The sequence below is a fragment of the Nocardia cyriacigeorgica NBRC 100375 genome, assembly GCF_000308555.1.
Classification (GTDB): domain Bacteria; phylum Actinomycetota; class Actinomycetes; order Mycobacteriales; family Mycobacteriaceae; genus Nocardia; species Nocardia cyriacigeorgica.
Window position 1 is genome coordinate 1 of record NZ_BAFY01000320.1, and the last position, 23,701, is coordinate 23,701.

Consider the following 23,701-nt stretch of genomic DNA (forward strand, 5'->3'; position numbering starts at 1 on the left):
GCCTATGGCGCCGTCGCACTCCTCGCCGCGGCCGGCGCCCCGCACAAGGCCGTCGCTCAGGGCACCACCGCCCTCAGCTCCGCCACCGGGGTCACCGGACATATTCTCTCCGCCAAGTCCCGCGACATCCGGCTGCCGGGCAAGACCGCCGCCGAGCTCGCCGACCACGTCCTGCCCGCGCTCACCGCGGCCATGGCGGCCTTGGCTTCCCAGCCCGGTGAGGCGGCCGGCTTCCGCGGCACCATCCTGGTCGCCATCGAGGCCGCCACGAGTTCCCACAAGGCGGCGACTCCCGCCGTCACGGCCATGGCCACGAAGATCGCCGCCGCCCTCGACGCCTGACGGCGAGGTAGCGGATTCCGATGATCTCGGACAACACAAAGCCCTCCACCTGCTTGCGCTGGTGGAGGGCTTGTGTAGGCTCCCCCATCTGGACTCGAACCAGAAACCTGCCGAGGATCTGGCCGCACGACAACTGGGCACAACCGTCAGCCACGATCGACTACTCGAAATGGGCTCCGACCTCGTGTTATCGAGAAACGCGGCGCAACTCTCCGCAACTAATCGGGGCGCTGTACGACCCGACGACGAACAACTTTGTTGAGAGTTTCCTGCGAGTGGTTCGGGTTCGGATCCGGGTGCATTGCCGCTTGCGTCGCACCTCTGAGACGTTCCGATTGGCCGCATGGCGGCGCGCCGCCACGACCCTGGCCCTCAACGATCAGGCTCCTCACCTTCCAAGTCGACGAACCATCGTACACGGTGGGGCCTTTGAGGTCTCGCAAAGACGACACGCCCGGGATGCACAACACGCCGACAACTTCGCCCCTCAGCAACCTACCGGCAATCTAAGTCTCGACAGTGGATTCGAAGCCATGTTGGATATACCCACGCGTTCAGGAGGGCGGGCGCAGAGTCTCCCGTGCGGCACATAAGCGAAGGAGGTAACTATGGACATCACCTGTCCGACGTGCAGGCGGGTTGATTTCGTCCAGAGCGTGCCCGCTCTTTGTTCACAAGGCGTATCAACCGACTATTCCACCGCTATATACAGCGGGACGGGTTTAGCCGCGAGCGGGCTGGTCCCCGTGATCGGAACTGCCACGGTTGAACGCACGCAAACCTCGGCGTTGGCCGCCAGCCTGGCCCGCGAGCCAGAGACTCGTCCGACTGGTCGGCTATTTCTCATCGCATCAGTGTTGCTGCTTATGGCACTGCTGATGGTGGTGCCAGCCGTCGACGCCTACAGGACCTACCAGCCCACCGAGCCCGGTGCGGCGCACTCCGTCAGTACCCTGGTTGGCGCTGCACTGGTGCCCGGCATCTGGGCTATTCCTGCTTCACTACTTGCCGGTGCCGCAGTGCGGCGAAGCCTGCACAACTGGCGAGTCCTGCGGGTGCGGCCGCGCGCCAATGAAATCTGGCGAGCGGGTTTCTACTGCCACCGATTCCTTATTAACTCCGTGTGTTGCAGCTGATCATGTTGCAGTACATAGAGGAGGGTGATGTCCAGGTTGTGGACGGTGCATTGGGTTTCCGCGGAGCTGGCTGCTCCGTCCGGTCAGCATCCGCTGCTGGATGAGTGGCGGGATCTTGTCGAGCGGGAGGAGTCCTTCGGGCTGGATCCGGGTGACCCGTTCATGGTGGATCCGGACTTCCGGGTGGATGCGCGGTTGACGCGCTACTTCGGCCGGTCGTCGTTTGCGAACCTTCGCAAGGCGACGAAGCGCTCGTACACCACGGATTATCGGGTGTTCTTCAATTTCTTGTGGAGCCGCGGGAAGTACTGGGATGCAGCAGATTACGATGATTTGCTCGACTTCGAGGATTGGCGGCGGCGGTCGCCGCGGAACATGCGGCGGATCAGCGGCTCGAAGTGGAACCGGGAGTTGGCGGCGCTGAGTCGGCTCTATGGGTGGGCGGTCAAGCAGGGGTTTGTGGCCGAGAGCCCGGTCGGGGTCAAGACGGTCCGCAACCGCTACGGGGACCTGGTGGAGGTGGCCGAGGCGCGAGCGAAGGACGTCCGTTCCTCGAACGTGAAATGGTTGACGCCCAGGGCGTTTCGGTTGTGGCGCGATGTCGGGCTGCGTGGCTACACCGCCGAAGGCCGCATGGACCCGTCCTGGCGCGGCCGTCACGACGACCGCAATGCCGCGTTCGCCGACCTGCTGTTGAGCAGCGGATTGCGGCTCGGGGAGGGCGGGTCGCTGTTGACGATCGAGCTGCCTGCCTCGGCGAATACGCCGCAGCGGTACGTCGAGGCGCGGCTGGCAGCGGCGGTGGCCAAGAGCAAGCGGGCCCGCACGTTCTACATCTCCGCGACCGTGCTGCGGGAGGTCGAGGCGTATTGCGCTACGACCCGCAGGGGGGCGATCCGGCGGGCGCAAACCGCAGGCCGTTACGACGCGTTGGACGATATCTGGCTGGTCGTCAAGCAGTCCGGGTGGCAGCAACGGGTGCTGCATTGGCGCGACCGGCACGGCCGGACCGGGGAACGCCGGATCGATGCGCTGGAGCCGGACGAGCGGCGGCGGCTGTTCGTCCAGAGTGATAGCGGGTTGGAGCCGCTGTGGTTGTGGCTTGCCGAGGACGGGACCCCGTTCGGTGCCCATTCCTGGGAGGCGGTGTTCCGGGCGGCATCGCGGCGTTGCGCGGTGACGCTGGCGGGGGTGGTGCCGGATCCGCCGTTCGCGACGCCGCATATGGCGCGGCATTCGTTCGCGCTTTACATGCTGGTGGCGTTGCATCGGGCGCTGGACATGCGGCTGGATCTGACGCCCGAGGAACGCCGCGACTACATGCTGCTCTACATGTCGCCCTGGCGGATGGTCAAAGACCTGCTCGGGCACGCGAGCGAACAGGTTACCCGCGATATTTACCTGGCCCCGGTCTCGGACCTGGAGGTGCGGTCCCTGTTGATCGAGGACGACGATCCGGATGTCGCCGAACTGCTGGCGAAGCTGGCGGCGGCGTCGGAGCGGATCCTCGATGCCGAGGTGGCCGGCTGATGGCGCGAGGAGTGCACGCCGGGCTGCCGGCCGAAGGGCACCGGCGGCCATCGGTGCTCGACGATGCCGCTGCGGTGGTCACGCACATCAGCGAGAAGGGTGATCAGCGGGCGATCTTCGACTTCGGTGCGTTGCCGGTGTCGGCTGCGTTGCAGCGATCTCTCGCTGCGGCGTTTGCGAGCCGGATCTACCCACCGGGGGAATGGCGATCGACGGCCACGAGCACGGAGGTGTGGTTCCTGGTCCGCACGTTCACCCGGTGGCTCGCGCAACTGGACCCCGCACCACAGTCCATCGCCGACATCACGCCGGCGGTCTGGAACCAGTGGAGGGTCAGTCGCGCGAATAAGACGTTGGGACAAAGACAGATTCGCAAGATCGCAGCACTGCTGAAGCGCGATGATCAGCTTCCCGAGGCGACTCGCGAGGCGGTGCTGCGACGGGTTGCTTACTCGGGTGCCACGGAATCGGCGTATTCGCCGGAGGAATTCGAGGAGATCAGACAGGCTGCGGCCGGCCACTTCCGGCGGGCCTGGCAGCGGATCGCCGAGAATCGGGCGCATCTGGATGCCTGGCGGTCGGGCGCGTTCGACGACGGCAGCCGCGAGTGGGTGCTGGGTGAAGCGCTCGACCATTTGGCGCGGACCGGGGATGTTCCTGTTGATGTCGGCGCGGACGGACGTCGTCGGGTCGTCGAGCCCTACCTGGATGCGCTGGGCGGGACCAGCTCGGAATGGACCTGGCGGCGGCTGTTTCTCGACCGGGTCGAGATGGTCTCGCTGGTGACGCTGATCGTGAGTGCTCACGGCTGGAATCTCACGGCCGTCTCGGAGATGGTGGTTCCGCAAGTGCTGTCCGCGTCAGCGCCGGGTGAGCCGATCGTCTATCGGGCCGAGCTGGAGAAACGGCGGCGTCACACGGCTCATCGTTACGAGACCCGCAATCTGACCGACTGGGGCCCGAACTCGCCAGGACGGCTGTTCACCCGCGCGATCGAGGCCACCGCCCCAGCCCGTGACCTGTTGCGTGCTCACGGCGCTGCGACCGATCTGCTCATCGTCTGGCACGTTCATCTTCCTCTGCTGGTCAACGATCGCGCTGCGCTGCTGCGCACCGGCATCGGCATCGTCAACCCGGTCTTCCGTCGATGGAGCCAGGTGACCGGGGCCGGGGAGCTGAATCTGCGTCGTTTGCGGCGCACGGTGACCGTCCTGCATCGGCGCACTCCCACTCAGCACAGCCTCGACGTTCACGACCGCGTCTACGTTCTGCGTGATCCGGCCACGCACCGGCGCGCCGAAGCGGTGATCGCCGAGGGGATCGCCGATGCCGTCGACCACGCTAAAGCTGTTGTCGCGGCGAGAGTTACCGATGATTCCTGCGCAGGTGACGTCGGCACCGACACTGCCACGGCGAACTGCGGCGACTACACTCACAGCCCGTTCAGCCCGCACGGATCGCCTTGCCGGGCATCGTTTCTGCTCTGCCTGGCCTGCGCCAACGCGGTGGTCACACCGCGGCATTTGCCGCGCCTGGCCTACTTGCACCAGGCACTGGAAAGCCTGCGCACCGTTCTACCCACCCGGACCTGGGAGCACGATTGGCGCGAGCACCACAGCCGGCTGACCCAGCTCAAGGAGAGTTCGTTCACCGCAGCAGAATGGGCCGACGCGCTGAAGGCGGTCAACGCCAGCGACCGCACGTCCATCGAATTGTTGCTGCGCAAGGGGTTCGACTCGTGACCGCACCATGGCGGCAACCAGCTCTGCCCGCTCCCGCCGATCCGGTGGTCGATCCGGCAACGGTCACCGAACAACGCCGCGAGCTCATCCCCCGATTCGGTGATCCGGTCTGGTCGCTGACATTCATCAGTGACAATCCGTCGACTACCAGCGACCGGATTCAGTGGCAGACTTTCCCTGCGGAGTTGCGTGAGCAGTTCCGTCACGCGGTCTGGGCGCTGCTGAACTTCCCGGTCCCGGACACGGTGCTCACTCGTGGAGGCTCGACAATGCGGGCGCGGCTGAGCCCTCAACGGATGTTCGGCACCGCCATGACCTGGCGGGTATTCGCAACTTGGCTCAGCGAGCGCGGCATCACCGAACTGGCCCAAGCAACCACCGATGTCCTTGCCGACTACGGAAACTACGTGGTCAAGACCCGTAAAGTCGCGCGCAACACCGCCACGAGCCACCTCATCGCGCTGACCCGGCTCCGCGCGTTCGCGCCTTACCTGCCGACCCGCTCGCGCATCGGCGTCCCGCCCTGGGAGACCGAAGGTTTCGACGACTATCTGCCCGCGGCCACTGCCGCCGGTGAGAACTCGACCGAGCCGATCAGCCCGGCCACCATGGGTCCGCTGCTGATCTGGGCATTGAAGTTCACTGAAGAGTTCGCCGACGACATCCTCGCGGCCCGAGCCGAGGAACAACGACTGCGGCGAGTCGTCGCCCAGACACCCGACACCGACCTGCCCCGCGGAACGCCGCCGGCACTGATCGCCTACCTCGCAGATCTGGAGGCAACCGGGAAACCCTTGCCCACGCATACCACCCTCCGATCGGGCGCCGCGGCCACCTATGTCGCCGCGATCACCGGCACCCCGCACAAGAAGGTCCACCGCGTTCTGAAGACTCCACGCTGGCAGCGCTATCGCAAGACCAACCCCGGACGTTGTCCGCTCGACATCCCGATCACCGGCTTGATCGAGGGCGATCCCTGGGTCAGCGCCATCGACTTCGACCAGGTCGAGCCATTCGTCCGGCTGCTGACCACCGCGTGCTTCGTGGTCATCGCCTACCTGACTGGGATGCGCCCGAGCGAAGTACTCGCCCTCGAAGTCGGCTGCTGCCCCGAACCACGGCCAGGCCGCGACGACAGCTCCGGCGGCCGTCGCCATCTCATCCATGCACGGCATTTCAAGACCGCCCGCGACGCCGACGGCAATCATCGCTCCGCTGGTGAGTTGCGCGAAGTCCCCTGGGTTGCAGTTCCACCCGTGGTCACCGCCATCAGGGTCCTGGAACGCCTCAACGGCCCTGCCGGACTACTGTTTCCCGCCCAGCGCGGTGAAAGGCAGGGCCGGTCGCCGGTTCGCGGCACCGTCGTCCAGTGGGTCGAGGGTTTCGTCGACTGGGTCAACGAGCACACCGCCAAGCACGGCCGCGGGGTCGCTATCCCTGCCGACCCGCACGGCAACATCGGCACCGCCCGGTTCCGGCGGAGCCTGGCCTGGCACATCGCCCGCCGACCCGGCGGCCTGGTCGCCCTCGCGGTCCAATACGGGCACATGCGCACGGTGATCAGCGAGGGCTACGCCACCCGCCAACGCGACGGCATCCACGAGCTGCTGGACCTGGAAACCGCTCGCGCGGTCGCCGAACAACTCAGCGAGGTCCACGACGCCCTCGACCACGGAGAGGGCGTCTCCGGGCCCGCCGCCCGGCGGCTGATCCGCGCCGCGCACGAGCAGCACGACCGCTTCGGCGGTCTGGTCACCACACCCCGGCAGGCCAAAGCCCTGCTGGCGGATCCGGCGCTGACCGTGTTCGACAACGCCGACGCCTACCTCGCCTGCAACTACGACCCCGGCAAGGCCCTCTGCAACCCCGCCAACGCCAGCGGGCCCACCCCAACACCGAGCCTGGACCGCTGCCACACCAACTGCTCGAACATCGCCCGCACCGACACCCACGCCCGACAACTACGCACAGCGGCAAACCAGATCCGCGCCCAGGCTGATTCGCCGCTCGTCCCGCAGCCTGTCGCCGAGCGGCTGAAACACCGCGCCGCCTCACTGATCGAGCTTGCCGACACCCACGACCGCACCCGCATCACAACCACCGATCCGGAGCCACGATGACCACCGACCAACGCAGCCAGATCCGCGCCGCGATCGACCGGCTGCTGGCCGGGACCCCGCTACGATCCGACGGCGCTCTCACCGTCGTCGCCCTGGCCGCCGAGGCCGACGTCAAACGCCACGTCCTCACCCACCGCCACACCGACCTCAAAGAGGAGTTCTACGCCCGCGTCCGCGCGCAAGGACACACCCCCGCCAGCGAACAGCAACTGCGCGACGAACTCGATTCCACCCGGCGCAAACTCACCGAAGCCCGCAAGAAGATCCATGAGCTCGAACAATCCGTCGAAGCATTCGCGCGAATCGTCAACGTCCTCACCGTCGAAAACGACCGCCTTACCCACACGTCCGGGCGCAGCATGCGAACCGTCATCCCGCTCAATCCCGAGACGAACTGATGCCCGCTATCCGGCCGCGGCGGGTTCCTCGTCGTTGCCGAACAGCAGCAGCTGCCGGGACACAGTGCTGGACTGACCGATCCGGCGCAGGCATCGAGCGCAGGTGACTTCCGCTCTAGTCGGTGCCAACGCTGTCGGCGACCAGCCCGCGACACCCGTGTGACAGAGAAGTTCGGGCACTTCCTCGTCCCCGACCCATTGCCCGAGGCGGACCGCATGAACCGTCCGCCCGGACCGCACGACAGCATGCACGCCCGGCGCACCGAACACCGCCCGAGTCGAAGCGGCGAGTGGGGCTATATCGGTCACGCGACCACCATACGGTCGGGCACCGACAACACAGGCGGAGAATTCGGGCAGCTCAGTCTCGGCAACGACCTCTCGTCAGTCCGTTCGGCAACACAGCCAGACTTGACAGGGAACACCGCTGCGGCCATGCCTACTGGCCATATTCTCCCGCGCCAGGTATCCCTGCTCGTCAGGCGCTGGCACCTCAGCAATTCCGCTGGTGCGTCTGGCAAGCCAGCGGTATCCAGAAGGTCTGAGTTTGACGCCTACCGCCCCTAATTCCGGGAGCACGGCGGTGATGGAGGGTGCGCGACCGCTCCGGAATTGTCAGCTCCTGCGCTGACGCTGTTCGAACATTAACCGCCGCTGCTGGTCGGACTGCCGGGAGAATTGGGTTCGGTTACCGTTTTGTTGTCTCTCGGTACTGTGAATGTTGCGCGATCAGTGCTGCGGCTCGCACCACCGTCACTGTCCTGAGTCGCACGTGCAGTCGCCAGTAGCTGGCGTACGTGTTTCGGGGAAGTCTCAAGTAGCTCGCTGATCTCGACTTCTGTCAGCCCGGTTTCACGCATGCGGGCAGCTGCGGCGGCTTGCAGGGCGTGGTGTTCGGCTTTCTCTCGTCCGGCACGTTCTTCGGCTACCTGAATCCGCTGCCGTAGCGCGGTCACTTCGGTGTCGAGTTGCGCTTCGCATTCGGTGATCGCGTGCCATTCGGAGATGTAGGTCTTGATCGCGGCGCGTATCACGCGTTCGCGTTCCCGTGCTTCGTCTTTGCGGCGGCGCTCGCGTTCACGTGAGCGTTCGAGTCGTTGGATGAGTTCGGGGGGACGCGTTTTGCGCGACGAGCGTGTCGGCTTCGACGACATGGGCATGGCCTTCCACCGTGACCGGTCTGCCTGTTCTCCCGCCACCAATACTACGCACGCTCCCCGGCCCGCTGACGAATAGACCTAGCCACGAACGACCCCGAATGGTCCGTGATGGCCACGATCTCCCATATCGATCTGCCGGGCTGCTGCTTCCGCCGTCCAACATTCGCACCCTCGTCTCCGGGAAGGACATCACATGCAAGTCGATCTGGACCGCTTTTTCGTGCCCGCGCGGTTGATCGCGTCGGTTCCGGGTGCGCTGGGGTACTGGCCGCACCGGCGTCTGGTGTTGCTCATGGCCGTCGCGCCGGCTCTGGATGAGAAGCCACAATGGGTGCAGTCGCTATTTGTCACCTGGCCGGTGGACGCGCCGTCGGCCACCATGTTGGCCGACGCACGGCGTCTGGCCACGAACGCGAACGCCTCCGCTGTAGCTGCTCTCATTGTCGACGACCGGCTCGCCAGCGCCGATCCCGGATCGCGGGGTTCGGCGGGGCATCGTGAACTGGTCGATGCGTTGGTCGAGGGGTTCGATGCCGGTGCCGGTCCGGTACCACTGATCGCGGTCTGGGGTATCAGCGATATCGTCGCTGGCGCCGAATGGTTCACGTTGTGTGGTTCACCCGAGCGCGGTGTGATCGAGGACCCGTTGCAGGATCCAGCCACGTGCGAGCGGGCCGAGCGCGGCCAGGAGGTGTATCCCAGCCGGGAGGCACTGGTGCAGTCTCTGGCACCTGACCGCGAGCTGATCGAGCAGATCCGCCAGCACACCACCACCGCTGCGGATCCCGATCTACCCGCACCGGGATACCGGCGATCACCAGACCATGACGCAGCCGAGGATCACCCTCGGCAGAGCCTTCGTGCGGCGCTCGAGCTGCTCAGCTGCCGGGAAGGACGCCCTCTGAGTTCTGCTCAGCTGGCTCGCTTGGCTGACTTGATCGGTGACAGCAGCGTTCGCGATTGTTTGTTCGCTGTGGCGAACACTGCCTGCGCCGCGGCGGCTGAGGCGACGTGGGTGCTGCTCGTTCGCGGGCTCACGGGACCCCACCGGGCACATGCAGCGGTCTTACTCGCCTACAGTGCCGCTGTGCGGGGCGATACGGTCCTCGCGTCGATCGCCGTCGGCATCGCCCTCGGGGCCAACCCGCACCATGAGATCGCGGTCCTCCTAGATGCAGCGATCGAGGTCGCGATCCCACCACAGAAGCTGCTGCGGCTGGCCCACAAATCCGCACGACGAGCAGCCGCCCTGGGAGTCGAGATCCCCCAGTCGTCGACGTGACAAGCCCGCGGGACACCCTGGCCGGACCCAGGCCCATTGACCCACACCCGTTATCGAACAGATCGTCGCCTTATCGCCCTCATTGCGGCCGCGCCGACATGAGGCACCCGCCACGCTCTCTGGCGGCTCGACGACGGACGCAATACCACCGCAGATGCATTTCTCATCGAGGAGGCGTTCTTGTCTCAACAGCAAATCATGCCCTCGGTTTCGCCTTCACCGGGAGGCTTTGAGCCCGCCGGAGTGTTTGCCGGCATCAAGGCCGCGGAAGTGGTGTTGTCGCGGCTGTCTGCCGCCTTGGACGCTCTGCTCGCGGTCCTGACTGCGGGAGATTTCGTCTCCGACATCGCAACCCGCACGACCTGCCGGGAAGTCGAAGCGGTGGCCGGATTCCTGCGCGAGCTGGGCTGCCCGGGTCCTGCCGCGCAGTGGATCGATGACCACGCAGCCACCGATGACTGCGGTGACACCCACTGCCTCTGCCCCGCGTGCCGCGCCCGCTGACCGAAACCCACCACGAACTATCTGCACGCTGCCTGCGGCAACGAACGACGTTGCCCTTCAAAGCCTTCAAGTCCCCAGCCCACCGACGTCGAGTTCGGCCCGCTGCGGCCTGCCACAACGAGGAGAGTGAATATGGGTCCGCGGACACCGCCAAGATCGATCATCGAAGCGTTCGCTGGCGTGTTCAGCGAGGCCGGCGCCGAATTCGCCCGCACCATGGACGCCACCTTCGACCAGTTCGACTGGGCCGAGGACGAGATCCGGCGTGGCCAGCGGCGACACCAGTATCACCGTGACGTGCTGCATCACAGCTTCGGGCTCCTGGCGCCCACCCATGACCTGATGAGCCAGGAGCTCGTCTACCGATCACACTGTCGTGAACTGCTCGACCGCATCGCCGCCGGAGCCGACACGACACTTGCGACCGCCGCAGAGGCGGCGCTGTCGCTGGTGCAGGCCAGTCACGCGGCTCCGTTGAACACCGCCGCGTTCGGGCTGTATGTGCGCATGTGGAAACTCGCCGGGTTTCCGGCGCTGAATGCGCTGGGATCGGTCGAGGTCCATTACGAGGCGATCGCCGCCTCCGAGATCGACGACCTCGAGAACTGGACCCGTACGAAACTCGCTGTCCGCGACCGGGCCCTGACCGACATCACCTGCCGCGGCCGCCACCACGACGAACCCGTCAACTGCCGATTCGCACACGCCACCGACCGCCGCGCGGCCGCCTGAGAACAACCAGGTCGGGAAACTGCCCTGAATGTGGGCGATCGAAACTCGTGGTCTCGCTGGGAGGCTGCCTTTCTCGCCGTGCGAACCGCGCCCGGGATGTGGCATGTCCTGTTCCCGGCGGACCGCCAGCGGTCTCGACCGGGTACGAACGGTCGTCGGTGCACCGGGACTGATCTGCCTGCGAAGAGGACAGGCTGTCCGGCCGCCGTTCGGGCGGTCGCACATCACCACACAACGCCGGTGCCGGTGTGCCGTTCGACTCCCGCGTTGACGAGTTCGGTCAGAGCGCTGAGGACCTCTGATAGAGGCGTATCTGCGGCCAGCTCATACATCTACCAGTGGGAGGTCAATGGTGGGCAAGTTGTCCAAGCGCGTTGCTGCGGCGCATCGTGAGGCGTGCGCGTTGGTGGAGCTGCGGCGGGAGTTGTGTGAGGACGAGAAGTTGTTCGTTCTGGCCAACTTTCAGGAGTCCAGCCACAGCGGTCAATCCGCGGAGGGGGCGTTCTTCACACCGGCCGGGTTGGCGCGTGATATGTCGATCGAGGTCGTGGGTCGTCGTCTGATCGATCTGGGTGCGGGAATCGGCCGGCTGGCGTTCGCGTGCCGTGATCTGTGGGGCCGGGCCAACGGCGAACCCGGGCGGGAACTGGTGTGTGTGGAGCGCAACCCTGTGTTCGTGCGGGTGGGCCGTAAGGTGTTGCCCGAGGCGCGGTGGTTGTGTGGTGATCTGTTGCGCGTGCATCTGGAGCGGATGCCGTTGTTCGACACCGCGATCGCCAACCCGCCCTTCGGCGCGGTCGCCCGCCGCTGTGATGCGCCGGGCTATCGCGGTCCGCGATTCGAGTACCACGCGATCACGGTCGCAGCACGGGTGGCTCGCCACGGTGTGTTCCTGATTCCGCAGTCCTCGGCGCCGTTTCGCTACAGCGGACAGCCGCGGATGCAGTACGGCTGCGCTGATACGGAATACGAGCGTTTCCACGCCGCCACAGCCATCACCCTGAACCCCAGCTGCGGAATCGACACCAGCGGCTACCACGACGACTGGCACCACCCGACCGTCGCCACCGAAGTCGTCACCTGCGACTTCATCACCCTCGCCGGCGCACGCGAGTCGTCGCCGCCCGCGACGACACAATCCTTGGCCGCCTGACCACCAGTGGCCAGCTGGCCGGCAGCACGCTGGCCGCGCGATTGATTGCGCGAGGCTTCACTACGATCTGATTCAAGGAGATCCGTGGATATGGATGTTTGTGAGCCTGTAGAGGTTGCGGTAGGCGACGGCCGGGTCTACCGAGTGCGCTTTCCACGCGATCCGGATGCCGAATGCCCTCGAAGTTGGGATGGCAATCACGCGCTGCTGCTGATGAACCGAGGTGGCGCTACTGCCGTTGACGAGATCGTGGCGAGCACCGTGCCACACACACGAGCCGCGGCGCATTTCCTCGGCGAGCATCGGGGGGATTCCGATGCGGTGGTTCGGCGCTACGCGATGTGGCGGGCCATCACGGGCAGCCCATACCGGCTGATCTCCGGCAGCGGGTATGCCACAGCCTGCCAATCGGATTGGCTGACCTGGTACGCGCTGACCGGGAACACCGACATCGCCCGCGTCGAGGTCGCAATCTATCGGCAATGGCTTGCCGGGGAAGCGTTCGAATGGTGCCTGACCGGACCCGACGGCAGCCACGTCGATTCTTGCTCCGGCTACTACGATCGCGAGGCCGCCGAAGCCGACTGGCGCGCCGCCCTGCGAGCTCACGAGCGTCAGTTGCGCCAGCAGGCCAGCCTTGCCGGTGCTGGCCTGATCGGCGTCATCTGAACCCTCCGGGCGGGGTCACTCGCTGCAGCCCCGTTGGGATCCCGCTGTCCACGAGACCGACGTGCAGCAAACTGATCAGTCCGGTGGGCACGAGCCGCTCTGTATCACCGCGGGGCCAAGATCTCGGCGGGATGTGTTTCCTGGCTGTCGGTCAGTCGCTGCTGCGGTGCCGACGTGCCTGAGCCGTCGTCATTGCCGCGTACGACTCGAATAGCCTCGGCCATCCATCGCCGGGCTCGAGAGCGTCTGGATCGAGGCGGCCCGCGGCGATCGCCAGGCGTACGCCCAGATGGTGATAGCCGACCGCAGCAAGCCAGCCCGCGCACGCCTGCTCGTACCCTTCCGCGGATTTGTGGCAGGCGAACATCGGCGCATCGAGGCCTGCTTCTCGGCCCGGGCCTCCACGTGTGCACGCCATGTCAGCGAAGCGCTCGGCGCTGAATTGTCCAGGCGCGACATCGCGGCGCCACGGGCACTCCGCACACGGACGCCGACGATGGCGCAGCGGTTCCGCCGATGATTCGTCCGTGTGAAGTGAGGCCACAGAACTTCCCCCGGGTCGTGAGATCAGCAGCGGGCAGCAGATCGAAGGCTACGGCCCACCCAGCGCCGAGTCCACACGAACCGCCTAGAACCCCCGCACCCGAGGCGTGCCTGAACGGGTTGCCCATGTTCGATCCGGTGGCTGGCTCCAGCACTGGGCAATGGATCAAGTGCGCACATGCGGTGCGCTCCGGCGCGCCGTAGGCCAGTGCCCGGTCGAGGACAACTCCAGCGGCCGCGGCAACTCCGAACACCGCCGATGTGCCGCAACGAGTATCGCGGACCGGTCAAGACCGCCGTCACTACCCCTTCCAGCCGTTTCCCGAATGAGGACACCCATGTACGGACACCAACTCGTCACGTCCCTAACCGAGAACCACCATCAGATCGAGGTCTCTGTGTCGGGCCCGCACGCGGGTTCGATGACGATCGGCTCGCTGGCCGAGTTCGTGGCACTGATCGCTGAACTCGGCGACCATGCCCGACGAACCCGGATCGACCTGGTCCTCGAGCACACGGTGCACCAAGACATGACCGGCGACGACTGGATACAGCTGGCCAATGTCGAATACCTCACCAGCACCCATGATGGATCGCTCACCTGGCGTAGTAACAGCCTGTCGCGCTCGCTGGCCGTGGTGGTATTCGACGGGGTCGCCTTCGACGGCAACGGGCTGGCCGCCGAGCTCCCGGATGCGCTCGCCGCAGACCTCGAAGCCCTCTACGCCGAGCACTACATCGACGACTCCGATGCCCGCCACGCGGTCGAGGCCGCACTGATCACCTGCAACTGGGACTACTGGATCCGCTCAGATTTGCGATTGCCCGATCGAGTCGAGGAGCTCTGGCAGAAGTTGACGCCCACCCAGCAGCGCGAGGTGTTCGATCGAGCGCTGGACCGTCTGGTCGACGAGCACGGCTGGTCTCCGGAATTCGAATCCCGCGGTGATCAGTTGATCATCGACCTGCACCAGCTCGCGCAGGCGATCACCGCGATCCTCGGCCGCGACGCCGTCGAGACAGCTCCGCGTAATGCCAGCACACCGGCAAGCCGGAGTTGACCGCGTCGCGACCACACCCCCCGAGCTGCTCGACCCAGGCGACTGCCTGGCTGCCGCACCGCGCGAGGACAGGTGGTTCTGGCTTCTCTCCCGCGTCCGCTGTCGGCCGTCCGTGCTCACGGTCGCGCTTTCCGCTGCACCGCAGCCTGTTCCGGTGCGGCGTTTGTCCTGTGATGTGTAGCGTCTCAACACATACCCACCGTTTTGTTCTCGATACATCCTTCACCTGCCCGTGGATGTGCTGATCATGTTCTGTGCATTCCGAAGTTGACGAGATCGACGAACGCGCAGAACGCGCGAAGGTGTTGAGCGAGCAGCGATATCGCGCCGTCCTCGAGGTTCGGGACGGGCATCCTGTTGGCGAAGTCGCCAGCCGGTACGGCGTGACCAGGCAGACGGTCACCGCCTGGCGGCGGCGCTACGAGCAGTTCGGCATCGCCGGACTCCAGGAGCTATCGCGCCGTCCGCACCACAGCCCGCGCAGGCTCTCGGCCGACATCGAAGCAGCAATCTGCGAAATGCGGCGCCTGCACCGCCGATGGGGCGCCCGCCGGATCGTGCACGAACTCACCCGCCGCGGGGTCGAGCCAACTCCGTCACCTGCGACGGTGCATCGGGTACTGGTCCGCAACGGGCTGGTGCGCGGCCAGGATCAGCAGCGCCGCCGCAAATACAAGCGCTGGCAGCGGGAAGCACCGATGCAGCTGTGGCAGATGGATCTCGTCGGCGGCGTGTTCCTCGCCGACGGCCGCGAGTGCAAGCTGGTCACCGGCATCGACGACCACTCCAGATACATCGTGATCGCGCACCTTGTCGTCAAACCCACCGGCCGTGCGGTAGTCGAAGCCTTCACCGCAGCGATGCGCCGCTACGGAGTTCCCTCAGAAGTGCTGACCGACAACGGAAAGCAGTTCACCGGCCGGTTCACCCGACCGTTCCCCGCCGAGGTCCTGTTCGAACGAGTCTGTCGCGAGAACGGCATCGGCCAGCGGCTGACCAAACGCCGCTCACCCACCACCACGGGCAAGATCGAACGCTTCCACAAGACCCTGCGCACCGAGTTCCTCGACGAGGTGACAGGGTTCGACACCCTCGATGCCGCCCAGGAAGCCATCGATGGCTGGGTCCACGCCTACAACCACACCCGCCCACACCAGGCGCTCGGCATGGCCGTCCCGGCAAGCCTGTTCCGCCCCACCACACCGCAACCGCTCACCGTTCCGATGTCGGAGTGGCACGAACCTTCCGCCGAGCCCGACCCCTTACCCGCCGTGATCGACCCCGCGCCGCGGGCTGGCGCGGCAGCCACGGCCGTCGAGTTCGAGCACACCGTCCCACCACGCGGGGTAATCACCATCGCACAAGCTCAGTCGGTCTGGGTGGGACCGATGCTGGCCGGTCGCATCGTCACCATCTGGGCCGACGACCGCAGCCTGCACATCAGTCTCGACGGCCACCACGTCAAGACCCTCGCATCTCGCCTGCAAGCCGAGCACCTGCACCACCTTCGCCTGCGAGGCGCACGAACCGCCGGCCCGGAACCAGCCGCGCCGGCATTGCCCGGCAACCCCGGGGGCAGACTCCGCATGCCGGAGAACACAACCATCGAAGTCGATCGAATTGTCGGTCGTGACGGCGTCTTCCAGTTCCGAAACGAATCCTGGGTCGTCGATGCTCACCTGGTCGGTCAGCAGGTGACCCTCCGACTCGACGGGCACACCATGCACGCGGTGGTCAGTGACGTCCTGGTCAAATCCTGGCCCTATCCGATCACGCTCAACCAGCGGTTGAAGCTACGCGGCGCGAGGCAGTCCACAACGCCGCCGCCATCGCCACCAGCGCACGCTCCACGCGCAGAACGACGAGTGCCGCTCGATGGTGTGATCATGGTCGCCCGTCAGCGGCTCCGCGTCGGCCGCACCCACGCCGGAAAACTCGTCACCATCTACGCCGAAGACACCCACTTCCGCATCCTCGACGGCGATACCGAAATCGCTGTCCACCCCAGGACCACCACCGCGCCCCTCACACGCTTCAAAGCCTGGAACAAACGGCAGACCAAGGGAACCGATGTCTCGATCACAAACGGGTAAGGATGTCTCGAGACGTCACACATCAACGAACTCATGGCTGTCTACCACGCCGCTCTGCGGGACCTGATCAAAATGAACACCCCCGCTTACCACGTCACCGACAACGACGTTGACCGGATGTTCGCCGACATCCATGCTCGCCTGCCCGCGTACACCGACCCGGCCGTCATCTCCGCGATCGAGGCATACCTGTTCCGAGCCTTCGAAGTGATTGCCGAGATCATCCGCGACGACGAACCACCACGGTGAGACCCTGGTCTTGGATGGGCGAACAATCGAAGGAGGTAGCGCGATGTCGAAATCCGGTGGCAAGGGCGGTGGCGCAGGCGGCGGCAAGATGACCGCCGACAGAGCCTCCGCCATTCAGAGCGCCGGGGCGAAAAACCCCAGCAGCTCGACCGCGAAAACAGGATTCGCCAGCCGGGCCCAGTCCGCGGCCGCGACGAATGCCAACAGCAGCGGGTCTAGCAAGAAATAGCGGCAGCAACAACCACTCTCGTGATGCCCTCGGCGTAGCGCCCAGGGCATCACGTCGTTAGCGCCGGGTTCCGTCCGTAGGCCCCTACCCCTTGTTGCGCTGCGGCCCCTTCGGTCCTACGCTGTAGGTCTCTACAGCGCTGTAGATAACTACAGCGTTTGATTCCGAGAGGGGCAGCGGTAGTGACGAGCATTGTGCAGCCTGTGGCGAATGGTCTTTCCACCGATCACCCGGTGCCGGGTCTGGCATTCGTCGACGATTCCCACATTCCGCTCGACGACCCGCGCGAGATCGAAGCGGTCGGACGCCATGAGGGCGATGACATGTGGGGAAGGTGGGACGGGCACCTGCGGGTCGACGACGACGAACCCGACCAGTGGCGCGCTTTCACCACCGACCCGGTGCGGCGTGATCTGGCGTGGTGTGTGCGGTTCCACCCCGAGCGCGGCCGCTCAGTTCTGCTGGTGCACAACGACGACGCTTCGGCGTTGCACATGGACTGGGACGACGAGGTTCTGCTGTTCCGGGCCGGTGGTTACTGGTGGGATGGCACCCACTGGTACCGGCCATTGCAGGTGATCGACTGGGCAAGCCAGACTTTCGTGCGTCGCAAGGCTCGGGCGGCGGTCACGGTCACCGCCGCCGACCTGGTAGACCCTGTCGCGGACGCCGCTCGCGCCGCTGTCTTGACCGTCGCCGACCTGGGCCCCGCAGTCGAATCCGACGACCAGCGGGGACCTCTCACTGTGGCGAACTGGTCCGACCACTTGGCGTTGTGGGCGGCGCGGCGCCCGGAGGGTGCGCTGCCGTTGTCACAGTGCGTAGTGAATATCTCTGCCCCTGAGCTGGCCGGTGACCAGCTGGTCGGGGTGAGCGAGCTGGCGGCGATGGCTGGCATCGAGGCATCCACGCTGCGCGCCTATGCCTCCCGCGGCGAGGCCGAGCTGCCCGACCCTCAAGCGGTGATCAGCGGGCGGGCCGCCTGGTCCAAACCCGTGGCCGCCGACTGGGTCGAACAACGTGCTCGGTCGGCGAGCTCGGTCGCCGACACCATGGCCAGCGACCACGTGGACAATCCGGTCGCCAGCACGCTCTCTCGCGGTCGCGCCGATATCTTCGCCCGGTTCACCACCTCGTTCCTGGCGCGGCTGTGGAACCCACAACGACGCAAATGGTGGGCGCTGCGACATCGCAACGAGGCCTCCGCTCGCCAGCTCGCCGAAACCCTCGCGTGGACCGTCGCCAGCGACCTCGACCACATCATCCCTACCAGCGCGCTGGCCACCACCATCCGCTGTGCGGTCCTGCAGCAGTTCGCCGACGACATCGAACGATCTCGAAAACTGAATCGAGAGCCTGCCGACGAACCTCTGCTCGGGGTCATCCCGAAAGTAGCGATCATGCTCGACTGGCTCGTGCGCCACCATCCCACCACCGCCGGCCACACCATCAACGAGATCATCGGCATCGCCGAAAAACGCTGGAACTTGCCCCGCGACCTGGTCATATTCTCCCTCCAGACCGCGCTCTCGCTCGACGGCAAACTCCCCGACGGCGGCTACGACACCTTCTGGGCCCGCATCGTGCCCCCCAAAGGCGACCCCGAACTCGAACCCGACCAAACGCACTGACCCCCGTACGTCGGTGGGTGCCTCGGCTTACAAGCGCAGGCACCCACCGACATCTGCACTCACCCTTGCGGTTACAGAAGTCCACCCCGTTCGGCGCCGACCGCCAGGACGACCAGTACCGCTAGGACGACACCGATCCAGAACAGCTCGTTCACAGCCAGGGCGAAGATGGTGCACACGGTCACGGTGGTGACGAACATCGCGATCCCGCACCCGAGTGGGAGCGGCTCGTCGCCCGCACTGCGCGGGATCTGGGAGGCCGGTGGTGTTCGATCGACCTGGTGAGTGAGCCGCTCTGGGTTTGTCTGCTGGCCCGCTGGCGGTACAGGATCCGCCACAGGCACTGGAGCGGGCGCGGGGATGGGAGTCGCTTCGGAAGCGGGTTCCGGGATCGAAGCCGGCTCAGGTTGAGCACTGTCGCCGATCTTCTCGGGTTTGGGCAGCAGGGGTGGATCGCCGCGCCGCACGAGCAGATAGCGCTCCCGGGTCGGTCCATGCGAGACCAGGGTGGTCGCTCCGGACAGCTTCCAGTCGCGCGGTTTTCCCTTTCCGCCGTGGTTTTCTCCGAGGCAGGAGCAGACACAGTCGTGGACGGTGGCAGGGTTGGCCTGCTTGCATCGGGTGTCACACAGCTCGGTGGTCGAGAATTCCAGGTAGAGATCGACCTCACCGAATCGTTCAGCCATGGCCTCAGTGAGCACCCACAGGTGGCGGCGGGCGATCTCCCATCGCCCCGCGTTCTTGTTCCATTCCGGGCGAATCCGTTTCCCGAGCTCGTTCCGGATCCAGCTCCGGTTCGACCCGCCCTCGTACGGCATCCACACCCATAACCGCGTTTGATCCGCTTTGCGCCTGATCCAGGGTCGCTGCGCCATCCACCCCGCCCTTCACCGCTCTGCTCCCGGTAAAGGCAAGTGTGCCAGCCACTCCCGACAACAACGGAGCGCGCAGCACAGCATGCTGCGGGGCTATGAAGCTTTGGGATGGGGGAGGATTCGTCGACGACCGCCCAGGTGGCGGGCAGGCAGAGGAACAGGCAACCAGCATGCCCGGCAGCACGCCGAAGGCTCTCCACACGGGCATTGGAACCGTAGTGCGAGTAACACCGACGGCCAGCCGCGCAGAAAGTTGACGAAATGACCGCAAGTAAACGTAATGAACATCTGCTACATTCTCTGGTATGGATGTCTACTCGCTCCCGGATCTCGTCACGACCCAAGACTTGGAAGAGTTGCTGGGCGTCAAGCGCGCCATGATTTCGCGGCTGCGCAAGGACCCGGGTTTTCCTGAGCTCGTGGCGGAGTCCACGCCGAGGAAGCCGCTCTACCTGCGGCGCGATGTGCTGCGGTGGCTGGTGGCCTCCGGCCGTGCTCCCGCCGCAGCCCTGCCGGCCTTCGATCCGCCGCCCGGCGACGGCCCGATCACCCAGCGCTGGTTCCGGGACCGCGCGGAGTTCGTGAAGGTCCCGGCCGGGTGGGGTGGGCTCACCGAGGTCCATGTCACCCGCTACACCGCCGGCGAGTACAGCGATGAGCGCACACTTTCGCTGGTCGTGCCCGTCGGCGATCCCGGTCCGGCGCCGATCACGGTGCGTGGGCAGACCCTTCGTCCCGATGTCATTGCCGCGCTCGGGTACGGGCGCGGGCATCTCGGTCTACGCGGGGCGATCGCGGTGATCCGGCCCCACGACTGGCCGCTCTACGATCACGGAGATCTCTTCGGCGCCGAGATTCCCGACACTATCGACGGCCCGGTGCGGCTGAACCTGCTCGACGCCGCGGTCGTCTCGCAGCTGATCGGGCACCTGCTGCCCTACTGGGAAGAGGGTGCGGTCGCGAAAACCGCGGCTGCGCTGTGGGAACCCCGACCACTCGGCCAGCACATCCCACCGGTTCCCGCCACTCATGCCCCGCCGGGACTCGCCGACGCGGCGGCGCTGCGTCGACAGTGCCGGGAGGTCATCGACCAGATCACCTCTGGTCGCCGACCGGCCCCGGACGGGATCGTCGACGAACTCGCCCAGCTCGGCAACACGATGTGGGACACCACATTGAGCAGCCGATTCCACTGGGGCTACGACACCGCAATCGAGGTTCCGGCGGGCTGGGTGCTGCCCATCGAACCACCCCGCCCCACCGCGACCGACCCGAACCCCGTGCTGCCGCGACAGCCTGGCGAGGTCAACCTCTTCCATGCCCTCGAATGGCTGATCGGGCAACCCGACCTGCCCGTCGGGATGGCGCGCACCGCCACCGGCTTCTACGGCTACCCGACGTCGGTCGACGTGCTGACCGTCGACTGCCGTGCACTTCCCCAGCAGGTGCAGGCCGTGATCGATCGCCACCTCACCGCGATTCGCGCCGATGACACCTGGCTCCACCAAGCCCTGGCCGAAGCACTCGAACAGCATCGAGACGACCACCTCGAATCCGGCGAGGACCAGCAGCCCGCGGCCGCAGGCGATGAACAGGGTGCGCTCGGATGGGTGACCGACACCGACCCGCAGTCACATCCGGCGCGAACCCTGCCCGGCCACCGCCGCGGCGACCTGCTCGCCTACCACGTCCCCCGCGCCGCGTTCCCGATCGGCGCCCCGGCAGTAGTGCACCTGTTCGTCTCCACCGTCGGCGAGCGCCGCCGCTACGGCGGACTCCTCATCGACCGGACAGGAGCAGCCACCCCGATCCCCCTCAACCCCGACCCCACCACACCGGAAACCACCGCCGCCGAGCTGACCGCGCTCGCCCTCGGCATCGCCGAACCGCTGCACCTGGGCCGCCAACCCAAACTCCGCAGCTACCCACCGCAACTCACCCAGCTCACCGCCGCGCTCGCCAGCACCGACCACCTCGACATCGACTGGGAAACCCTGACAGGCCTCGTAGGCCCCCGCCCCGACGGCATCGACGACGACGACCTGGTCACCGCCCTCAACGCCCGAAACCCCTGGGATCCCGACGAAGACAACGAGTTCTGACCCGCCTGCCTGCGCGGTTTCACTTCATCCGGTGACGGAGCGGACCATGACCAGCGAGCTCACCCCCAGCGCGGGGTGGGTTCGGCGGTCGCAGACCGTATATCCCTGCCGCTGATAGAGGGCGATGGCTCGGGTGTTGGTGTCGCGAACGTCGAGGCCGAGCCAGCCGACGCCCGCTTCGTTGGCTGCCCACTCACCGATCGCAGTGCATATCTGATCGGTGATGCCGCGGCCACGGTAGTGAGGCAGGCAGTACATCGCCCACAGCATTGCCCACCGATCCGCTGGCCGGACCGGAGGATCGGGCAGCGCTGTTGCGGGATCGTCGTGTTCAAGGTCGATGAACGCACCGGCCATCGCCACCCATTGGCCGCCGTCGTCGGCGACGACCAGGATCTGGCGTCCCGGCCGGCTGCCGCGACGGATGCGTGCTTCCCAGGCGCTGTCGTCGAGAGCGGCTGCCTGCTCGTAGGTTTCGAGGAAGGCCTCACCCGCGTCGCGCAGTGCTTGCAATCGCAATGCACGTAGTTTCGCGCCCTCGCCGATCATCGGCCGCCGGATGTGAATGTTCACGTTCAGTGCGGTCGTGACGGTCCCGCTCTCACCCATGGATTCGATCATCGGCCTCGGTAGTCGCCGACTCGCCGATTTCGGCACGACATGGGCACGATGCTCGAGCCGGGCCAGGGCGCGACTACGCCCACGTCTGGCAAGCCCTCAACTGTCGGCCTCGCACCGCGACGCCATTGATGCCCAGAGCGTGCTGTGCGGTCTGTTTCCGCTGGTCATAGCGTTTCCTCTGGGCCTGTTGACCTGATAGGTTCGCCCGCATGCGTGACAAGACCGTCGGCCTGCTGTTGGTGACGTATCAGAGTGCTGAAGATCTGCCGGGGTTCCTTGCCACGCTGGAGGCTGCGGTCGAGCCACTCGCGGTGGACGTGGTGTGCGTGGACAACACCTCCACCGACAACGGCCCGGACCTGGTCGAGGACTTCGGCGGGACCGTCATCCGCAACGAGCGCAACATTGGCCTCGCCGCCGCGATCAATCAGGCCGCTGCCCAGACCGATGCCGAGTGGCTGCTGGTCGCCAACCCCGACACCCAGCTTTCGCCCGGATCGATCTCCAGGTTGGTGGAGACCGCGATGAGCGATGAGCGGATCGGCATGATCGGCCCGAGGATCGCGCGCCTGGACGGCACCGCCTACCCGTCGGGCCGCCGGTTCCCGTCACTACTGGTGGGCACCGCGCACGCATTGCTGGGCGGCGTATGGCCGGGCAACCCGGCCACACGCCGCTACCTGGGCCAGCCGGTGACCGACGCGGTCACCGATGTGGACTGGATCTCCGGATGCTGCATGGTCTTTCGCCGCTCCGCGTTCGATCAGGTGGCAGGCTTCGACACCCGTTACTTCCTGTACTTCGAGGAAGTGCAGATGGCGCTGGACATGCATCGCGCCGGCTACCGGGCGGTGCTGGACCCGAGTGTGGAGATCCGCCACCGTGAGGGTGGCAGTATGCGCTCGGCCCCGTTCCGCAAGGTCCGCGCCCACCACCGCAGCGCGTTGCGTTTCTACTGTGACTACCACCGGGGGACGCCGTGGATGTTGGCCGCGCCGCTGGTGGCGGTGGGCCTGGCGGTGCGCGGCACCCTGGCGGCCGCGCGCACCGCGGTAACCGGGCGGCTCACCCGCGGCTGAACGGCTGCTCGCCGAGTGCGATGCCGTCGGCATGGTCGCGCAGCAGCTTGGTGACCACGGCGTTGCCGGTACGGGAGCTGGGCATGCACTGATCACAGTCATCGCCGATCACTCGGCCGGCCGAGGTCTCCACGACGTCGAGGACCCGCGAACGGGCGACATTGCCCAGGTCGAATCCGGTGCGGGCGAAACGTGGTTCGGCTTTCAGATCGCACGGTGTCAGGTGCCCGAAGGGCCCGATGGTGGGACGCACATACCGGATCCGGCACTGGCCGGTGCGGGGGCGGCTGCGGTGCAGGGTGCTGCCGTTGGCGAGGGCGACCAGCTCGTCAACTGGGCGGAGTTGCGCTGAATGCAACATTCGGCGTACCTCCGAACTGGCGTAACCGCCAGTCGAACTGCGGTCGGACCCGAAGGCCCGAGCTGTCGCCAAGTCTACGACCTGGGGAG

General features: G+C 66.2%; 23 protein-coding genes. 18 read left to right on the top strand and 5 right to left on the bottom strand.

Going from position 1 to position 23,701, the window contains the following annotated elements; all coding sequences use genetic code 11:
* From RJ05_RS31570 to RJ05_RS27055, 6 genes are all read left to right on the top strand, one after another.
* The coding region (locus RJ05_RS31570) for a hypothetical protein (protein ID WP_036542366.1) at nt 1-342 on the top strand (342 nt) is incomplete at its 5' end.
* 608 nt (nt 343-950) lie between these two features.
* Nucleotides 951-1,478, top strand: coding sequence for a hypothetical protein (locus RJ05_RS31175; protein WP_130915580.1), 528 nt, complete (start codon nt 951-953; stop codon nt 1,476-1,478).
* A 27-nt stretch (nt 1,479-1,505) separates the two neighbouring features.
* On the top strand, nt 1,506-3,008 hold the full coding sequence (locus RJ05_RS27040; protein WP_014349841.1) for a site-specific integrase: 1,503 nt from the start codon (nt 1,506-1,508) through the stop codon (nt 3,006-3,008).
* Nucleotides 3,008-4,750, top strand: coding sequence for a hypothetical protein (locus tag RJ05_RS27045; RefSeq protein ID WP_014349840.1), 1,743 nt, complete (start codon nt 3,008-3,010; stop codon nt 4,748-4,750). Before RJ05_RS27040 ends, RJ05_RS27045 begins: the two co-directional genes overlap by 1 nt.
* Nucleotides 4,747-6,870 (top strand): integrase, encoded by a 2,124-nt coding sequence (locus tag RJ05_RS27050; protein WP_036542375.1) that lies wholly within the window; start codon nt 4,747-4,749, stop codon nt 6,868-6,870. Before RJ05_RS27045 ends, RJ05_RS27050 begins: the two co-directional genes overlap by 4 nt.
* On the top strand, nt 6,867-7,268 hold the full coding sequence (locus tag RJ05_RS27055; RefSeq protein ID WP_014349838.1) for a hypothetical protein: 402 nt from the start codon (nt 6,867-6,869) through the stop codon (nt 7,266-7,268). Before RJ05_RS27050 ends, RJ05_RS27055 begins: the two co-directional genes overlap by 4 nt.
* Nucleotides 7,269-7,912: 644 nt before the next feature.
* Here RJ05_RS27055 and RJ05_RS27065 read toward each other — a convergent pair.
* Nucleotides 7,913-8,428, bottom strand: a complete 516-nt coding sequence (locus RJ05_RS27065) for a hypothetical protein (RefSeq protein ID WP_138445788.1) — start codon at nt 8,426-8,428, stop codon at nt 7,913-7,915.
* Between the two features lie 193 nt (nt 8,429-8,621).
* Here RJ05_RS27065 and RJ05_RS27070 point away from each other — a divergent pair, with 193 nt between their 5' ends.
* The 5 genes from RJ05_RS27070 (at nt 8,622) to RJ05_RS27090 (ending at nt 12,768) form a co-directional block, all read left to right on the top strand.
* Nucleotides 8,622-9,710, top strand: coding sequence for a DUF4192 domain-containing protein (locus tag RJ05_RS27070; protein ID WP_036542382.1), 1,089 nt, complete (start codon nt 8,622-8,624; stop codon nt 9,708-9,710).
* Between the two features lie 180 nt (nt 9,711-9,890).
* Complete coding sequence (locus RJ05_RS32030) at nt 9,891-10,214, top strand: hypothetical protein (protein WP_211357661.1); 324 nt, start codon at nt 9,891-9,893, stop codon at nt 10,212-10,214.
* A 132-nt stretch (nt 10,215-10,346) separates the two neighbouring features.
* Nucleotides 10,347-10,946 (top strand): hypothetical protein, encoded by a 600-nt coding sequence (locus RJ05_RS27080; protein WP_156090871.1) that lies wholly within the window; start codon nt 10,347-10,349, stop codon nt 10,944-10,946.
* Between the two features lie 349 nt (nt 10,947-11,295).
* Nucleotides 11,296-12,099, top strand: coding sequence for a class I SAM-dependent methyltransferase (locus RJ05_RS27085; protein WP_174343976.1), 804 nt, complete (start codon nt 11,296-11,298; stop codon nt 12,097-12,099).
* An 84-nt stretch (nt 12,100-12,183) separates the two neighbouring features.
* Nucleotides 12,184-12,768: a hypothetical protein gene (locus RJ05_RS27090; RefSeq protein ID WP_138445787.1), complete on the top strand. Its 585-nt coding sequence runs from the start codon at nt 12,184-12,186 to the stop codon at nt 12,766-12,768.
* A gap of 151 nt (nt 12,769-12,919) precedes the next feature.
* Here the strand turns inward: RJ05_RS27090 and RJ05_RS32560 are convergent, their stop codons facing one another.
* Nucleotides 12,920-13,312, bottom strand: a complete 393-nt coding sequence (locus tag RJ05_RS32560) for a DUF6283 family protein (RefSeq protein ID WP_249040601.1) — start codon at nt 13,310-13,312, stop codon at nt 12,920-12,922.
* A 421-nt stretch (nt 13,313-13,733) separates the two neighbouring features.
* On the opposite strand from RJ05_RS32560, the gene RJ05_RS27100 reads away from it, so the two are divergent.
* The 5 genes from RJ05_RS27100 to RJ05_RS27115 all read left to right on the top strand — a co-directional run bounded on the left by RJ05_RS27100 (nt 13,734) and on the right by RJ05_RS27115 (nt 18,574).
* Complete coding sequence (locus RJ05_RS27100; protein WP_138445786.1) at nt 13,734-14,372, top strand: hypothetical protein; 639 nt, start codon at nt 13,734-13,736, stop codon at nt 14,370-14,372.
* Nucleotides 14,373-14,647: 275 nt separating this feature from the next.
* Nucleotides 14,648-16,465, top strand: coding sequence for an IS481 family transposase (locus RJ05_RS27105; protein ID WP_081597571.1), 1,818 nt, complete (start codon nt 14,648-14,650; stop codon nt 16,463-16,465).
* Nucleotides 16,466-16,498: 33 nt separating this feature from the next.
* A complete protein-coding gene (locus tag RJ05_RS27110; protein WP_036542395.1) occupies nt 16,499-16,714 on the top strand; it encodes a hypothetical protein in 216 nt (71 codons plus the stop codon).
* Between the two features lie 43 nt (nt 16,715-16,757).
* On the top strand, nt 16,758-16,943 hold the full coding sequence (locus RJ05_RS30400) for a hypothetical protein (RefSeq protein ID WP_081597570.1): 186 nt from the start codon (nt 16,758-16,760) through the stop codon (nt 16,941-16,943).
* Between the two features lie 203 nt (nt 16,944-17,146).
* Nucleotides 17,147-18,574: a hypothetical protein gene (locus RJ05_RS27115; protein ID WP_211357660.1), complete on the top strand. Its 1,428-nt coding sequence runs from the start codon at nt 17,147-17,149 to the stop codon at nt 18,572-18,574.
* A 71-nt stretch (nt 18,575-18,645) separates the two neighbouring features.
* On the opposite strand, the gene RJ05_RS31810 is transcribed toward RJ05_RS27115, so the two are convergent.
* Nucleotides 18,646-19,449, bottom strand: coding sequence for a hypothetical protein (locus RJ05_RS31810; protein WP_174343977.1), 804 nt, complete (start codon nt 19,447-19,449; stop codon nt 18,646-18,648).
* 305 nt (nt 19,450-19,754) lie between these two features.
* Between RJ05_RS31810 and RJ05_RS27125 the strand changes: the two genes are divergently transcribed.
* A complete protein-coding gene (locus RJ05_RS27125; RefSeq protein WP_036542402.1) occupies nt 19,755-21,551 on the top strand; it encodes a helix-turn-helix transcriptional regulator in 1,797 nt (598 codons plus the stop codon).
* 24 nt (nt 21,552-21,575) lie between these two features.
* Here the strand turns inward: RJ05_RS27125 and RJ05_RS27130 are convergent, their stop codons facing one another.
* Nucleotides 21,576-22,100, bottom strand: a complete 525-nt coding sequence (locus tag RJ05_RS27130; RefSeq protein ID WP_162140658.1) for a GNAT family N-acetyltransferase — start codon at nt 22,098-22,100, stop codon at nt 21,576-21,578.
* 281 nt (nt 22,101-22,381) lie between these two features.
* On the opposite strand from RJ05_RS27130, the gene RJ05_RS27135 reads away from it, so the two are divergent.
* Nucleotides 22,382-23,251, top strand: a complete 870-nt coding sequence (locus RJ05_RS27135) for a glycosyltransferase (RefSeq protein WP_036542409.1) — start codon at nt 22,382-22,384, stop codon at nt 23,249-23,251.
* Here the strand turns inward: RJ05_RS27135 and RJ05_RS27140 are convergent.
* Nucleotides 23,238-23,612, bottom strand: coding sequence for a hypothetical protein (locus tag RJ05_RS27140; protein WP_036542414.1), 375 nt, complete (start codon nt 23,610-23,612; stop codon nt 23,238-23,240). The genes RJ05_RS27135 and RJ05_RS27140 overlap by 14 nt on opposite strands.
* Nucleotides 23,613-23,701: the final 89 nt, after the last annotated feature.

What these genes read in the sequence shown, in the direction of transcription:
- RJ05_RS27045 (WP_014349840.1), top strand. Translation starts at nt 3,008, where the DNA reads ATGGCGCGAGGAGTGCACGCCGGGCTGCCGGCCGAAGGGCACCGGCGG.
- RJ05_RS27110 (WP_036542395.1), top strand. Translation starts at nt 16,499, where the DNA reads ATGGCTGTCTACCACGCCGCTCTGCGGGACCTGATCAAAATGAACACC.
- RJ05_RS27040 (WP_014349841.1), top strand. Translation starts at nt 1,506, where the DNA reads ATGTCCAGGTTGTGGACGGTGCATTGGGTTTCCGCGGAGCTGGCTGCT.
- RJ05_RS27065 (WP_138445788.1), bottom strand. Translation starts at nt 8,428, where the DNA reads ATGCCCATGTCGTCGAAGCCGACACGCTCGTCGCGCAAAACGCGTCCC.
- RJ05_RS31810 (WP_174343977.1), bottom strand. Translation starts at nt 19,449, where the DNA reads ATGGCGCAGCGACCCTGGATCAGGCGCAAAGCGGATCAAACGCGGTTA.
- RJ05_RS27135 (WP_036542409.1), top strand. Translation starts at nt 22,382, where the DNA reads ATGCGTGACAAGACCGTCGGCCTGCTGTTGGTGACGTATCAGAGTGCT.
- RJ05_RS27100 (WP_138445786.1), top strand. Translation starts at nt 13,734, where the DNA reads ATGACGATCGGCTCGCTGGCCGAGTTCGTGGCACTGATCGCTGAACTC.
- RJ05_RS27125 (WP_036542402.1), top strand. Translation starts at nt 19,755, where the DNA reads ATGGATGTCTACTCGCTCCCGGATCTCGTCACGACCCAAGACTTGGAA.
- RJ05_RS27055 (WP_014349838.1), top strand. Translation starts at nt 6,867, where the DNA reads ATGACCACCGACCAACGCAGCCAGATCCGCGCCGCGATCGACCGGCTG.
- RJ05_RS27080 (WP_156090871.1), top strand. Translation starts at nt 10,347, where the DNA reads ATGGGTCCGCGGACACCGCCAAGATCGATCATCGAAGCGTTCGCTGGC.
- RJ05_RS30400 (WP_081597570.1), top strand. Translation starts at nt 16,758, where the DNA reads ATGTCGAAATCCGGTGGCAAGGGCGGTGGCGCAGGCGGCGGCAAGATG.
- RJ05_RS31175 (WP_130915580.1), top strand. Translation starts at nt 951, where the DNA reads ATGGACATCACCTGTCCGACGTGCAGGCGGGTTGATTTCGTCCAGAGC.
- RJ05_RS27070 (WP_036542382.1), top strand. Translation starts at nt 8,622, where the DNA reads ATGCAAGTCGATCTGGACCGCTTTTTCGTGCCCGCGCGGTTGATCGCG.
- RJ05_RS27130 (WP_162140658.1), bottom strand. Translation starts at nt 22,100, where the DNA reads ATGATCGGCGAGGGCGCGAAACTACGTGCATTGCGATTGCAAGCACTG.
- RJ05_RS27140 (WP_036542414.1), bottom strand. Translation starts at nt 23,612, where the DNA reads ATGTTGCATTCAGCGCAACTCCGCCCAGTTGACGAGCTGGTCGCCCTC.
- RJ05_RS27085 (WP_174343976.1), top strand. Translation starts at nt 11,296, where the DNA reads ATGGTGGGCAAGTTGTCCAAGCGCGTTGCTGCGGCGCATCGTGAGGCG.